Origin of the sequence: Pseudomonas oryzihabitans (assembly GCF_007665395.1) — a bacterium.
Lineage (GTDB): Bacteria > Pseudomonadota > Gammaproteobacteria > Pseudomonadales > Pseudomonadaceae > Chryseomonas > Chryseomonas psychrotolerans_C.
The window spans coordinates 509,906-523,055 of record NZ_VDND01000003.1; the positions used below are offsets into that span (position 1 = coordinate 509,906).

Sequence of the window (13,150 nt, forward strand, 5' to 3'; positions counted from 1 at the left end):
CGGCCAACGTTGTTCAATGCTCCTGTAGTGGAACGCGATTCAGCCGAACGCAAGGACGGTTGTGGGAGGCGGTGGTGCAGAACGACGTAAACGTAGTTCATTTCAAGGCGCTCGGGGAGTCCTCTTCCCGATTGCCCGCAGTACTTTTACCGGTTCGAGATCGCGCCGCTCAGCGACTCAATGCCTCTTTGCAGCAGCTGTTCGACAATGCCGACGATGCCCTGTTCGAGATGGCCGACCGGGCCGGCAGCAACCAGGAGCAGAGCCTCTACTTCGAAGCCATGCGCGACCTGCGCCTGCGGCGCAAGAGTATCGAGCGCAGTTTTCTCCAGCAGTACTTCGAGCGCTTCGCGGCGCTGAACAACCTGGTCGGCAGCAAGCCGGAAATGCGCCTCGACAGCGTCTCCTACGAAGACCTGAGCCTGGTGCAGAACGATGTGCTGGAAGAGAGCGTGGCGGTCGATACCATGGTGGCCAAGGCGCTGAGCAACAACGCCATGGCCATCAGTCACCTGACCATCAGATTCAATACCCAGCTGTCGAGCAAGCTGGACGACGCGACCCATCCCCTCGGGCCGCGCCGGCTGTGCGAGGCCTTCGTCGAGGCCTGTCGCGATCTCGACACCGACATCAAGGTCAAGCTGATCATCTACAAGCTGTTCGAGCGCTTCGTGCTCAACGGCCTCGGCCAGCTGTACGCGGAATCCAATCGGCAACTGGTCGATGCCGGCGTGCTGCCGCAGCTCAAGGCGATTCCCCAGCAGGTGCCGGGGCGCTCCGCCAAGGGCTACAGCGGGCGTACGCCGGCGCACGTCAACAGCGAGGACGATGGCCAGGAACTCTTCGGTACCCTGCAAGGCCTGCTCGCCCAGTTGCGCGCACCGAGCGGCGGCAGCCTGGGTGGCGCGCCGTCCGGTGACAGCGGCGCGGCGGCCGGCGATGGCCAGGTCATCACCAGCTACGACCTCATGCGCCTGCTGTCCCACCTGCAGCAGCAGATTTCCAGCCAGTCCCTGGACGGTTACGACCTCAGGGCGCAACTGGGCGTGGCGCTGGGCCGGATCAGCGAGCGCTCCGGGCGAAAGCGGGTGGTGGGGCAGGTCGACGAGGACGTCATCAACCTGGTGGCGATGCTCTTCGAATTCATCCTCGACGACCTCACCCTGCCGGATTCGCTGAAGGCGCTGATCGCCCGGCTGCAGATCCCCATGCTCAAGGTCGCGGTGCTCGACAAGACCTTCTTCAGTCGTGGCAGCCATCCGGCGCGGCGGTTGCTCAACGAGATCGCCGCTGCCTCCCTCGGCTGGGGCGAGCAGAGCGATCTGCAGCGCGACGGCCTCTACCAGAAGATCGAGCAGATCGTGCAGCGGCTGCTGAGCGATTTCGTCGACGATCCGGAGATCTTCGCCGAGCTGCTGGCCGACTTCATGGCCTACGTCAGTGACGAGCAGCGCCGCAGCGAATTGCTCGAACAGCGCACCCGTGACGCCGAAGAAGGACGCGCCCGGGCCGAGATCGCCCGGCTGCAGGTCGAGCACGTGCTCAGCCAGCGCCTGCAGGAGCACCCGCTGCCGGCCGCCGTGCAGCGCGTCCTGCGCGAGGCCTGGAGCCAGGTCCTGCTGTTGACCTGCCTGAAGCAGGGCTACGATTCCAGCGAATGGCGCGCGGCGCTGCAGGCCATGGACGACCTGATCTGGAGCATCCAGCCGCACTACGACGTGGCCTCGCGCCAGCGGCTGCTGGAAATGGTGCCGGGCTTGCTCAAGGCGCTGCGTGAAGGCCTGGCAAGTGCCGCCTTCGATCCCTTCTCCACCTCCGAATTCTTCACCGAGCTCGAATCGCTGCACGTGCAGACCTTCCAGCAGACCCGCGCCGAAGCGGTCGACGCCGAGGTCGCGGCCGCGGTGCCCGCACCGGCGCCTGTCGAAGAGCCGTTCGAACTGCCGCGCGGCGTCGATCGGATCGCCGGGCTGACCAGTGAATCCCTCGACTGGGTGGACGCGCTGTCGGTGGGTGCCTGGTTGGAGATCCTCGATGTGGAGCAGAAGCTGCGCTGCAAGCTGGCCGCGATCATCCGGCCCATGGGGCGCCTGGTCTTCGTCAATCGGACCGGCATGAAGGTGCTGGACCGGACGCGGGAAGAGCTGGCGCTGGACTACCAGGAAGGCCGGGTACGGCTGCTGGACGATGCGCTGCTGTTCGACCGGGCCATGACCTCGGTGATCGGCAACCTGCGCGGCCAGTCGTCGTCCTGAGGCGGCGGTATCCATAAAAAAGCCGTCCCTGGGGACGGCTTTTTCGTATCCGCGCGCCTGTGGCTCAGTGCAGCTTCAGGCGTGGCTCGGTCTTGCGTCTCAGGTGATCACCGGCGAACAGCGCCAGGGCGCGCAGCGGGCCGTAGAGGGCGACCTGGTGCATCCGGTAGAGGGAGACGTAGAAGGTCCGTGCCAGCCAGCCTTCTAGGGTCAGGCTGCCCAGGGCGCCGCCCATGAGGTTGCCGACGGCGCTGAAGCGCGACAGCGAGATCAAGGAGCCGTAGTCCTTGTAGTGGTACTCGGGCAGCGGCCGGCCGTCCAGCAACGCCTTGAAGCTCTTGACCAGCAGGGAGGCCTGCTGGTGGGCGGACTGGGCGCGGGGCGGCACGGTGCGGGTGTCGCCTGGGGTCAGGGGGCAGGCCGCGCAGTCGCCGAGGGCGAAGACGTTGGGATCGCGGCTGGTCTGCAGGGTCGAGTGCACCACCAGCTGGTTGATGCGATTGGTCTCCAGGCCGGCCAGCTCCTTGAGAAAGGCCGGGGCGCGGATGCCGGCCGCCCAGACCTTGAGGCTGGCGGGGACGAATTCGCCGGCGGTCTGTAGGCCGTCAGCGCGGACTTCCTTGACCGCCGAACCGGTCAGCACCCGTACCCCGAGCTTTTCCAGGGTGCGATGGGCCTGCCCGGCGATGCGCTCCGGCAGGGCCGGCAGGATGCGCGGACCGGCCTCGACCACGGTGATGCGCAGGTCTTCGGGGCGGATGCGGTCGAGCCCGTAGGCCTGCAGTTCCTCGGCGGCGTTGCGCAGCTCGGCGGCCAGCTCCACGCCGGTGGCACCGGCGCCGACGATGGCGACCTCGATGAATTCACCCGGCTGCTCGCTGATGTGGGCGCGCAGGTAATGGGTCAGCAGCTTGCGGTGGAAGCGCTCGGCCTGGGCGCGGGTGTCGAGGAAGATGCAGTTCTCCGCCGCGCCCGGGGTACCGAAGTCGTTGGTGGTGCTGCCGATGGCCAGGACCAGGGAGTCGTAGCAGATCTCCCGCTCGGGCACCAGGATGGCACCGTCGTCCTCGATGGCCGCCAGCTGGACCTTGCGCCGATCGCGATCCAGGCCGGTCATGCGGCCGAGCTGGAAGTCGAAGTGGTTCCACTTGGCCTGGGCGACGTAGCTCAGTTCGTCCTCGGTGGAGTTGAGCGAGCCGGCGGCGACCTCGTGCAGCAGGGGTTTCCAGATATGGGTCGCGTTGGCGTCGATCAGCACGATCTTGGCCTGGCCGCGCTTGCCCAGCTTACGGCCCAGGCGGGTGGCCAGTTCCAGGCCGCCGGCGCCGCCGCCGACGATAACGATGCGATGGGTCATGGAAGGTACTCATAGGGAAGGAAAGCGCTGGCAGGTCCGGGCGCGTCGCCGCAAGCGGGCGCAGTCCCGGGCCGGACGGAATCTGGGGGGCGTCGAGGCGGCTGAAAGGCGCCGCAACCCACTTGGAAGATGGGCGAAAAGCCAGGGGTTTCAAGGGCAACGGCATGCATTCGCCTACCTGAAGACGTTCGCCACGACGAGAGGTAGGCCTAGTTTAACCGGGTTGGGGCAGCCATTCGACCCTAGGGATACTGGGGTCAATCCAGCACCTGTACCTGGTCACCGAGGCGGATGATGCCGCTTTCCAGTACCCGGGCGGTGAGGCCGCCGTGGCCGCGCATGGCCTGGAAGGTGCCCGGACCGAGGCGTTCTTCCAGGCGTGCGCAGGGTTGGCACCAGCCGGTGGTTTCCAGTACCGCCTGGCCGATGCGGAAGCGGCGATTCTTCAGGCTGAAGAGATTGATCCCGACGATGGCCAGGTTGCGCCTGAGGTCGCCGGGAGCGACCGGCCTGCCGATCAGGGCGGCGACCACCGGCAGGTGTTCCCACTGGATGAGGGTCACCTGGCGCTGGTTGCGTGGCGTGGGCCGGGCGTGGTCGCCGGTCAGGCCGGCATCCCGCCGGGCTTCCACCGCCTCGATCTCGACCATGGGCGCCCGGGCCACGGGCCGCACGCCGATCCAGCGGACTGCGCCGGACTGGGGAACCTGGGCGAGCAATTCTTTGAGTGGGATCATGCAGCTCCTCGACGCTAAGGTGGTGCCTGGCCGGCCGGTAGGGCAGGATAACGGCCTCGATGGATCACCCGGGAGAGGATGCCATGCGCGGGAGAGCCTTGGCGTTGTTACTGTCGTGTCTGCTGCTGCCGCTGACCGCCCTGGCGCTCGAGCCGGGTGAGCGCATCGCGCCCTTTACTCTGCTCGACCAGCGCGACCAGCCCTATACCTTCGATGATCGCGCGCAGGTGCTGCTGGTCGCCCGCAGCATGACCGGATCCGGGCTGGTGAAGGAAGCCCTGCGCGACCAGCCCGCGAGCTTCATCGACGGTACCCGGGTGATCTACATCGCCGACATCAGTGGCATGCCCGCCGCCATCACCCGCCTGTTCGCCGTGCCGGCCCTGCGCAAGTACGGCTATCCCGTGCTGCTCGACCGCGCATCGCGGGTCGCGCCCCGTTTCCCCGGGGAGGCGGACAGGGTGCTCTGGGTGATGCTCGATCATGGGCGCTTCGTCGGCCAGCGTGAATTCAGCGACGCCATCGCCCTGCGCGATGCGCTCAAGGCCAAGGCGCGCTGATGGACGGGGTGTTCGTCGAGGGCTGGTACCGCGAGGCGCGGCTGTGTCCGTCGCCCAACCATAACGAGCGGCCGGCCGACACCGAGGTGTCGCTGCTGGTGATCCACAACATCAGCCTGCCGCCCGGGCAGTTCGGCACCGGTTGTGTCCAGGCGTTCTTCCAGAATCGGCTGGACCACGCGGCCCATCCCTTCTTCCAGGAGATCGTCGACCTCCGGGTGGCCGCCCACTTTCTCATCGAGCGCGAGGGCGCGGTGACCCAGTTCGTCTCCTGCGACCAGAGAGCCTGGCACGCCGGGGTCTCCTGTTTCGCGGGGCGCGAGAACTGCAACGACTTCTCCGTCGGGATAGAATTGGAAGGCACCGATGACCTCGCCTACAGCGACGCCCAGTACCGGGCCCTAGGGCGCCTGACCCGGGCGCTGCAGCGTACCTATCCCGCGATCACCGCCGCGCGGATCCAGGGGCACAGCGACATAGCGCCGGGGCGCAAGACCGATCCGGGGCCCGCGTTCGACTGGCGGCGTTTGCACGAGGAGCTGCAGGACTAGGCCAGCTGGCCGGGGTCCCAGCCGAATACCGCGCAGGCGTTGCGGGTGGTAGTCGCGGCCAGGGTCTCGGCCGAGACGTTCCACAGCGGCGCGAGGGCCGCACAGATGGCCGGCAGGTGGGTGGGGCTGTTGCGCACCTCGGGGTGCATCGCCGGCGGCATGTCCGGGGCATCGGTCTCCAGGACGATGGCCTCCAGCGGCAGTCGCGGCAGCACACGCTGCAGGCGTTTCGCCTGGGGCCAGGTCGGCGCGCCGCCCAGGCCGATCTTGAAGCCCAGGCGCAGGTACTCCCGCGCCTCCTCGTAGCTGCCGGAAAAGGCATGGGCGATGCCGGCCCGGGGTGGCTTGAGACGCTTGAGGATCTTCACCACGTCAGCATGGGCACGCCGCACGTGCAGCAGCACCGGCAGTTCCAGCTCCATGGCCAGGCGCACCTGCTGCTCGAAGAACCAGGCCTGGCGCGGCTTGTCCGGCGCCTCGATGAAGTAGTCCAGGCCGATCTCGCCGAGGGCGCACAGCCGTTGATCCGCTCGATGATCCAGGCAAAAGGCCTGCAGCGCTTCGAGATCGGCTTCCTGATGCCGCTGCAGGTACAGCGGATGCAGGCCAGGCGCTGCATACAGGCCCGGATTTTCCAGAGCCACCCGCCAGAGTTGCGGCCACTGGCTGCGCTCGACGCCGATCAGCACCTGGCGCACCACGCCGAGTCGCGCGCACTCCGCCAGCAGCGCCGCGCGCTCGGCGTCGAAGCCTGGATAGTCCAGGTGGTTGTGGGTGTCGATCAGCAGGCTCATGGCAGGCGGTGTTTGAGCACCCTCGGAATGGCTTGGACCCCGGGCAGGTAGTGGTCGTTTTCCAGGGCATCCAGCATCAGCTCCAGGGCCCGCTCGGTGATGACCTCGTGCTGCTGGGAGATGGCATTGACCTTGAACGGCAGGTAGTCCAGCAACTGGGTATCGCCGAAGGTGGCCAGGCGCAGCCCGTCGCCCTCGGCCAGGGGGTGGTCGCGGAGGACGTCCAGCACCCCCTGCAGCAGCACGTAGGACGTGGTCAGCAGGGCTTCGGGCCAGTGGCCGAGTTCCTCGATCATCGCCTGGGCCTGGGCCCGCCCGCCATCACGGCTGTAGTGGGGCGCATGGCGCTCCCAGTGGCGCGCCGGGTGGTCGACGAGGGCGGCGGCGAAGCCGGCCGCGCGTTCGCGGCTGATGACCAGGTCGGGGCGGGCGCCGATCAGGGCGATGCTGCGGGTGTCGGGGGTGAGCAGGGTGGCCGCCAGCTGCCGGCCGGCGGCATGGTCATCGCTGACCACCGAGCAGAACTGGGTGGGATCGAGCTGGCGATCGATGGCGATGATCGGGATGCTGTGTTCCTGCAGCTGCCGGTAGGGGGCGTCGTCCTCGGCCAGGCTGCTGGCGGTGAACAGGCCGTCGCACCGGCGCGCCCGGAACAGCGCGATGAGCTGGCGCTCGCTGTCGGGATTGTCGTCGGTGCAGGCGATCAGCAACTGGTAGCCGCGCGCCCGCGCCCGCCGCTCCAGTTGCTTGGCCAGCCGGGCGTAGCTGGGGTTTTCCAGATCGGGTAGCAGGAATCCCAGGGTATGGGTGGCCCCGCGGCGCAGGCCGGCGGCGCGCTGGTCGGGCTGGTAGCCATGGGCGTCGACCACCGCCATGACCCGCGCCACGGTGGCCGCGCTGATGCGTCGCTGCGCGGCCTTGCCGTTGATGACATAGCTCGCGGTGGTGAGGGATACGCCAGCCAATTGGGCGATGTCGCTGAGTTTCACGCCTGTTCCTCATCGGACCTGAAGCGCCTGCGGGATGCGGCAGACACGCGACGGTCTTTATTGTGTGTTGTGCTTCAAGGATCGGCGATTATCGAGTAACGTTCCAGTCCCATTGGGTGAAACGTTTCAGCTTTCTGTTGTCCGAGGGCTGTCACGCCTCTACCCGACGCCCTGCCACGCCTGTTCGGGCGTGTTTGCAGGGTCGAGCGAGCCGGCAAGCATCTATTACAAGAAAGGCACGGCGCCAGGATCGGGCGCGCGGCGCCGGAGGTATCCTTCCCATGTTCGAACTCAACGCCCAGCATATCCGCATGGCCCAGCAGGCGCCCGACAAGGCGACCGCCCTGGCCATGCTCGCCGAATCCCTGGTCGCCGATGGCCTGGTCGCCCCGGGTTATCTCGAGGGGCTCAAGGCCCGCGAGGCCCAGGGCTCCACCTACCTCGGCCAGGGTATCGCCATTCCCCACGGTACGCCCCAGACCCGCGACCAAGTGTTCGTCACCGGCGTACGGATGATGCAATTCCCCGAAGGCGTGGACTGGGGGGACGGGCAACTGACCTACCTGGCCATCGCCATCGCCGCCAAGTCCGACGAGCACCTGCGCATCCTGCAGCTGCTGACCCGTGCCCTGGGCGAGAGCGACCTGCAGCAGGCGCTGCGCGAGGCCCGCGAACCCCAGCAGATCCTCGACCTGCTGCAGGGCGCGCCCCAGGCCCTGGCGCTGGACGAAGAGCTGGTCCAACTGGCCATCGACGCCGAAGACCTGGAAGACCTGGCCTGGCAAGGCGCGCGCATGCTCAAGCACATGGAATGCGTCGGCGCCGGTTTCGCCGGTGCCCTGCAGGCCAGCCAGCCGCTACCCCTGGGCGACGGCCTCTGGTGGTTGAACAGCGAGAATTCGGTGAAGCGCCCAGGCCTGGCCTTTGTCACCCCGCTGCAGATCCTGCATCACCAGGACCAGCCGGTACGTGGCCTGTTCTGTCTGGCCAGCCTGGGCGAGGGCCACCGCGCCCTGCTCGAACGCCTCTGCGACCTGCTGGTCGCCGGCCGTGGCCAGGAACTGGCCCAGGCCACCTCGCGCCGCGCCGTGCTCGAAGCCCTGGGTGGCGAAGTGGCGCCCGACTGGCCCAGCGCCCAGGTGGTGCTGGCCAACGCCCACGGCCTGCACGCTCGCCCGGCCAAGGAGCTGGCGCGGCTGGCCAAGGCCTACGACGGCGAAATCCGCGTACGCGTCGACGGTGGCGCTCCGGTCTCGGCCAAGAGCCTGTCGCGCCTGCTGGCGCTGGGCGCCCGTCGTGGCCAGACCCTGGAATTCCTGGTCGAGCCCGGCACTCCAGCCGAGGCGGCCCTGAGCGATCTGATCGGCGCGGTGCAGGCCGGACTCGGCGAAGAGGTCGAGCCGGTCACCGCCAGCGCCCCGGCCCCGGCCGGCGCCGCCCGGGTCACCGCCATCAGCCTGGTGGACCCTGCCGAGCAACTGCCGCTGGCGCCGGGTGACCAAGCCCAGGCGGTGGCCGCCGCGCCGGGCTTGGCCGTGGGCCCGGCCCACGTGGTGGCGCCCCAGCAATTCGACTATCCCGCCACCGGTGAAGGTGCCGCGGCCGAGCGCCAGCGCCTGGACGTCGCCCTGGCCGCCGTGCGCGCCGACATCGAGGCATTGATCGCCCGTAGCGAGTCCAGCGCCCTGCGCGAGATCTTCCAGACCCACCTGGAGATGCTGGAAGATCCCGACATGCAGCAGGGCATCGCCGCCCGGCTCAAGGCCAATGCCAGTGCCGCAGCCGCCTGGGATGCCCAGATCGAGGAGGCGGCCAGCCAGCAGGAAGCCCTGCACGACCGCCTGCTCGCCGAGCGTGCCGCCGATCTGCGCGACGTCGGGCGCCGGGTGCTGGCCCAGCTCTGTGGCGTCGAAGCGGTCCGCGAGCCCGAAGAACCCTATGTGCTGGTGATGGACGAGGTTGGCCCCGGCGACGTGGCCCGCCTCGACCGCGAGCGCGTCTGCGGCATCCTCACCGCCCGCGGCGGTGCCAGTTCCCATAGCGCCATCGTCGCCCGCGCCCTGGGCATCCCGGCCATCGTCGGCGCCGGCCGGCGGGTGCTGGAGCTGGCGCCGCGCAGCGTACTGCTGCTGGACGGCGACAAGGGCACCCTGGAAATCGCCCCGGATGCCGCGCGGATCGACGCCGTGCAGCGCGAGCGGGAGGTCCAGGCCGAGCGTCGCCGCGCCGCCGAGGCCCGGCGCTTTGAAAGCGCCACCACCCGTGATGGCCATCAGGTCGAGATCGCCGTGAACCTGGGCGATACCGCCCAGGCCGCGGCGGCGGTGGAGCAGGGCGCCGAAGCCGTCGGCCTGCTGCGCACCGAGCTGGTGTTCATGAGCCACGATGCGGCGCCCGACGAGGCGGCCCAGGAGCAGGAATACCGCCGCGCCCTCGATGGCCTGGCCGGCAAGCCGCTGGTGGTGCGCACCCTGGACGTCGGTGGCGACAAGCCGCTGCCCTACCTGCCGCTGCCGCCGGAAGAGAATCCCTTCCTCGGTGTCCGTGGCATCCGCCTGACCCTGCGCCGTCCCGAGCTGCTGGAAACCCAGCTGCGCGCCCTGCTCAAGGCTGCCGATGGCCGGCCGCTGCGGATCATGTTCCCCATGATCGGCCGGGTCGAGGAATGGCGCCAGGCGCGTGACATCCTCGACCGCCTGCGCCAGGAGATCCCCACCACCGACCTGCAGGTCGGCATCATGATCGAGGTGCCCTCGGCGGCGCTGCTGGCGCCGGTGCTGGCTCCGGAAGTGGACTTCTTCAGCGTCGGCACCAACGACCTCACCCAGTACACCCTGGCCATCGACCGCGGCCATCCGCTGCTGTCGGGCGAGGCCGATGGCCTGCACCCCAGCGTGCTGCGCCTGATCGACATGACGGTGCGCGCCGCCCATGCCCACGGCAAGTGGGTCGGCGTCTGCGGCGAGCTGGCGGCCGATCCCCTGGCGGTGCCGGTACTGGTCGGCCTGGGGGTGGACGAGTTGTCGGTCTCGGCGCGCAGCGTGCCGCTGGTCAAGGCGCGGGTGCGCGAGCTGGATCTGCGCCTGGTGCAGTCCTGCGCCGCGCGGGCCCTGGAGCTGGCCACCGCCGCCGAAGTCCGGCAGAGCGTGGAGGTCCTGCCATGAGCCGGATCCTCACCCTGACCCTCAACCCGGCGCTGGACCTCACCGTCCAGCTGCCCGAACTCAAGCCCGGCGCGGTGAATCGCAGCGAGGCGGTGATCGTCCATGCCGCCGGCAAGGGCCTCAACGTCGCCCAGGTGCTGGCGGACCTCGGCCATGAGCTGACGGTGAGTGGCTTCCTCGGTGCCGACAATGCGGCCGCCTTCGACTCCCTGTTCGCCCGGCGCGGTTTCACCGATGCCTTCGTGCGGGTCGAGGGCGAGACCCGCAGCAACCTCAAGCTGGCCGAGGCCGCTGGCCGCATCACCGACATCAACGGGCCGGGCCCGGAGGTGTCGGCCGCCGCCCAGCAGGAATTGCTCGAGACCCTCGACCGCATCGCCGCCGGCCATGATGCCGTGGTGGTGGCTGGCAGCCTGCCGCGCGGGGTAACGCCCGAATGGTTGGCCGCGCTGATCGGCCGACTCAAGTCGCTCGGCCTGCCGGTGGCGCTGGACACCAGTGGTGCCGCGCTGCGCGCCGCCCTGGCCGCCGGTCCCTGGCTGATCAAGCCCAATACCGAGGAACTGGCCGAGGCCTGTGGTGCCCCCGCCGAGACCGCCACCGAGCAGGCCTTACTGGTCGAGCAGCTGCGGGCCCTGGGCATCGAGCACCTGGTGATCTCCCAGGGCGCCGAGGGCGTGCGCTGGTATGGCGCCCAGACCCTGGAGGCGCAGCCGCCCAAGGTGACCGTGGCCAGCACCGTCGGCGCCGGGGATTCCCTGCTCGCCGGCATGCTGCATGGCCTGCTCACCGGCCAGACGCCGGAGCGCACCCTGGCCACGGCCACCGCCATCGCCGCCCTGGCGGTCACCCAGATCGGCTTCGGCATCAACGATCCCGCGCGACTCGCCACCTTCGAAGAGCAGGTGCGGGTGCGCATCCTTCCCGACTTTCCGCTAGAACAAGAATCAGGGGTAACCCCATGAACATCGCCATTGTCACGACCTGCCCGACCGGCATGGTCACCAGCGTGCTCAGCGCGCGCCTGCTCGATGCCGCCGCCCAGCGCCGCGGCTGGACCACCAGCGTCGAGATCCACGACGGCCCCGAGGCCACCCTGCTGACCGACGACCAGGTGGCGCGCGCCGATCTGGTGGTGGTGGTCCACACTGGCGCCGTCGACCTGGCGCGCTTCGTCGGCAAGCGCGTCTACCGCGCCGCCCCGGCCGAAGCCCTGCGCGATGTCGATGCCTTCCTGCAGCGCGCCGCCAGCGAGGCCAAGGTGCTGGAGCAGGCTCCCACGGCCAGTGGCGCCGCGCCGAGCGCCCCGGCCAGTGCCAGCGAAACCCCGCGACTGGTGGCCATCACCGCCTGCCCGACCGGCGTCGCCCATACCTTCATGGCGGCCGAAGCCTTGCAGAACGCCGCCAAGAAGCTCGGTTATCGCCTGCACCTGGAAACCCAGGGCTCGGTGGGTGCCCGGAATCCGCTGCCGGCCGAGGCCATCCGCGAGGCCGACGTGGTGCTCCTGGCCACCGACATCGAGGTCAACGTCGAGCGTTTCGCCGGCAAGCGCGTCTATCGCTGTGGCACCGGGGTCGCCCTCAAGCAACCCGAGGCGACGATCCAGAAAGCCCTGGCCGAGGGCGAGACCCTGGCCGGCAGCGCCGTGCCGGCCGCCGGGGAGGGCGCCAAGCCCGCCAAGAAGGAAGGCGCGGGCGTCTACAAGCACCTGCTCACCGGGGTGTCCTACATGCTGCCGATGGTGGTGGCGGGCGGTCTGCTGATCGCGCTGTCCTTCGTCTTCGGCATCGAGGCGTTCAAGGAACCCGGCACCCTGGCCGCGGCGCTGATGCAGATCGGCGGCGAATCGGCCTTCAAGCTGATGGTCCCGGTGCTGGCCGGGTACATCGCCTATTCCATCGCCGACCGCCCGGGCCTGGCGCCCGGCATGATCGGTGGCTGGCTGGCGGCCAGCCTGGGCAGCGGCTTCATCGGCGGCATCATCGCCGGTTTCCTGGCCGGCTACGTGGCCAAGGCCATCGCCCAGCACGTGAAGTTGCCGGCCAGCGTCGAGGCGCTCAAGCCGATCCTGATCATCCCGCTGTTCGCCAGCCTCATCGTCGGCCTGGTGATGATCTACCTGGTCGGCACCCCGGTCGCCGGCGCCCTGAGTCGGCTCACCGACTTCCTCAATAACCTGGGCACCAGCAACGCCGTGCTGCTCGGCCTGATCCTCGGCGCCATGATGTGCATCGATTTCGGCGGCCCGATCAACAAGGCCGCCTATGCCTTCACCGTCGGCCTGCTGGCGTCCAAGACCTACGGGCCCATGGCCGCGACCATGGCCGCCGGCATGGTGCCACCGATCGGCATGGGCATCGCCACCCTGCTGGCGCGGGGCAAGTTCGCCCAGAGCGAGCGCGAGGCGGGCAAGGCGGCCTCGGTACTGGGCCTGTGCTTCATCTCCGAGGGCGCCATTCCCTTCGCCGCCAAGGACCCGCTGCGGGTGATCCCGGCCAGCGTCATCGGCGGCGCCCTGACCGGCGCCCTGGTCATGCTGTTCAACTGCAAGCTGATGGCGCCTCACGGCGGCCTCTTCGTGCTGCTGATCCCCAACGCCATCAGCCATGCCTGGCTGTACCTGGCGGCCATCGCGGCCGGCAGCCTGGTGACCGGGGTCATCTACGCGGTGCTCAAGCGCAACGAAGCCGCCACCGAGCTGGTCCCGGCGGCCTGATCCAGACGCTGGCAACACTGCTGT

Annotated in this window: 10 protein-coding genes; 6 read left to right on the plus strand and 4 right to left on the minus strand. The window is 69.0% G+C overall.

Features of this window, described 5'->3' with window-relative positions; all coding sequences use genetic code 11:
- The first annotated feature begins 74 nt into the window (after positions 1-74).
- The gene (locus tag FSV73_RS09925) at positions 75-2,255 is read left to right on the plus strand and encodes a DUF1631 domain-containing protein (RefSeq protein ID WP_145007250.1); all 2,181 of its coding nucleotides are present in this window, start codon (positions 75-77) and stop codon (positions 2,253-2,255) included.
- A 64-nt stretch (positions 2,256-2,319) separates the two neighbouring features.
- Here FSV73_RS09925 and FSV73_RS09930 read toward each other — a convergent pair whose 3' ends face one another.
- Together FSV73_RS09930 and FSV73_RS09935 are read right to left on the minus strand one after the other, a co-directional pair.
- Positions 2,320-3,612, minus strand: a complete 1,293-nt coding sequence (locus tag FSV73_RS09930) for an NAD(P)/FAD-dependent oxidoreductase (RefSeq protein WP_145007251.1) — start codon at positions 3,610-3,612, stop codon at positions 2,320-2,322.
- A 257-nt stretch (positions 3,613-3,869) separates the two neighbouring features.
- Positions 3,870-4,349, minus strand: a complete 480-nt coding sequence (locus FSV73_RS09935; RefSeq protein ID WP_145007252.1) for an MOSC domain-containing protein — start codon at positions 4,347-4,349, stop codon at positions 3,870-3,872.
- Between the two features lie 83 nt (positions 4,350-4,432).
- Between FSV73_RS09935 and FSV73_RS09940 the strand changes: the two genes are divergently transcribed.
- Together FSV73_RS09940 and ampD are read left to right on the plus strand one after the other, a co-directional pair.
- On the plus strand, positions 4,433-4,909 hold the full coding sequence (locus FSV73_RS09940) for an FAD/FMN-containing dehydrogenase (RefSeq protein WP_186309202.1): 477 nt from the start codon (positions 4,433-4,435) through the stop codon (positions 4,907-4,909).
- Positions 4,909-5,460 (plus strand): 1,6-anhydro-N-acetylmuramyl-L-alanine amidase AmpD, encoded by a 552-nt coding sequence (gene ampD / locus FSV73_RS09945; protein WP_145007253.1) that lies wholly within the window; start codon positions 4,909-4,911, stop codon positions 5,458-5,460. The genes FSV73_RS09940 and ampD overlap by 1 nt, the downstream gene beginning before the upstream one ends.
- Here the strand turns inward: ampD and FSV73_RS09950 are convergent.
- Positions 5,457-6,254 (minus strand): TatD family hydrolase, encoded by a 798-nt coding sequence (locus FSV73_RS09950; RefSeq protein ID WP_145007254.1) that lies wholly within the window; start codon positions 6,252-6,254, stop codon positions 5,457-5,459. The genes ampD and FSV73_RS09950 overlap by 4 nt on opposite strands.
- The gene (gene cra, locus FSV73_RS09955) at positions 6,251-7,243 is read right to left on the minus strand and encodes a catabolite repressor/activator (RefSeq protein WP_145007255.1); all 993 of its coding nucleotides are present in this window, start codon (positions 7,241-7,243) and stop codon (positions 6,251-6,253) included. Before cra ends, FSV73_RS09950 begins: the two co-directional genes overlap by 4 nt.
- 281 nt (positions 7,244-7,524) lie before the next feature.
- On the opposite strand from cra, the gene ptsP reads away from it, so the two are divergent.
- From ptsP to FSV73_RS09970, 3 genes are read left to right on the plus strand one after another with little or no spacing between them, the layout of a single operon-like run.
- Positions 7,525-10,407 carry a phosphoenolpyruvate--protein phosphotransferase gene (gene ptsP, locus FSV73_RS09960; protein WP_145007257.1) on the plus strand — a complete coding sequence of 961 codons (2,883 nt, stop codon included), beginning with the start codon at positions 7,525-7,527 and terminating at the stop codon, positions 10,405-10,407.
- Positions 10,404-11,372, plus strand: a complete 969-nt coding sequence (pfkB, locus tag FSV73_RS09965) for a 1-phosphofructokinase (RefSeq protein WP_145007258.1) — start codon at positions 10,404-10,406, stop codon at positions 11,370-11,372. Before ptsP ends, pfkB begins: the two co-directional genes overlap by 4 nt.
- The gene (locus FSV73_RS09970) at positions 11,369-13,126 is read left to right on the plus strand and encodes a PTS fructose-like transporter subunit IIB (RefSeq protein WP_145007259.1); all 1,758 of its coding nucleotides are present in this window, start codon (positions 11,369-11,371) and stop codon (positions 13,124-13,126) included. Before pfkB ends, FSV73_RS09970 begins: the two co-directional genes overlap by 4 nt.
- The last annotated feature ends 24 nt before the right edge of the window (positions 13,127-13,150 follow it).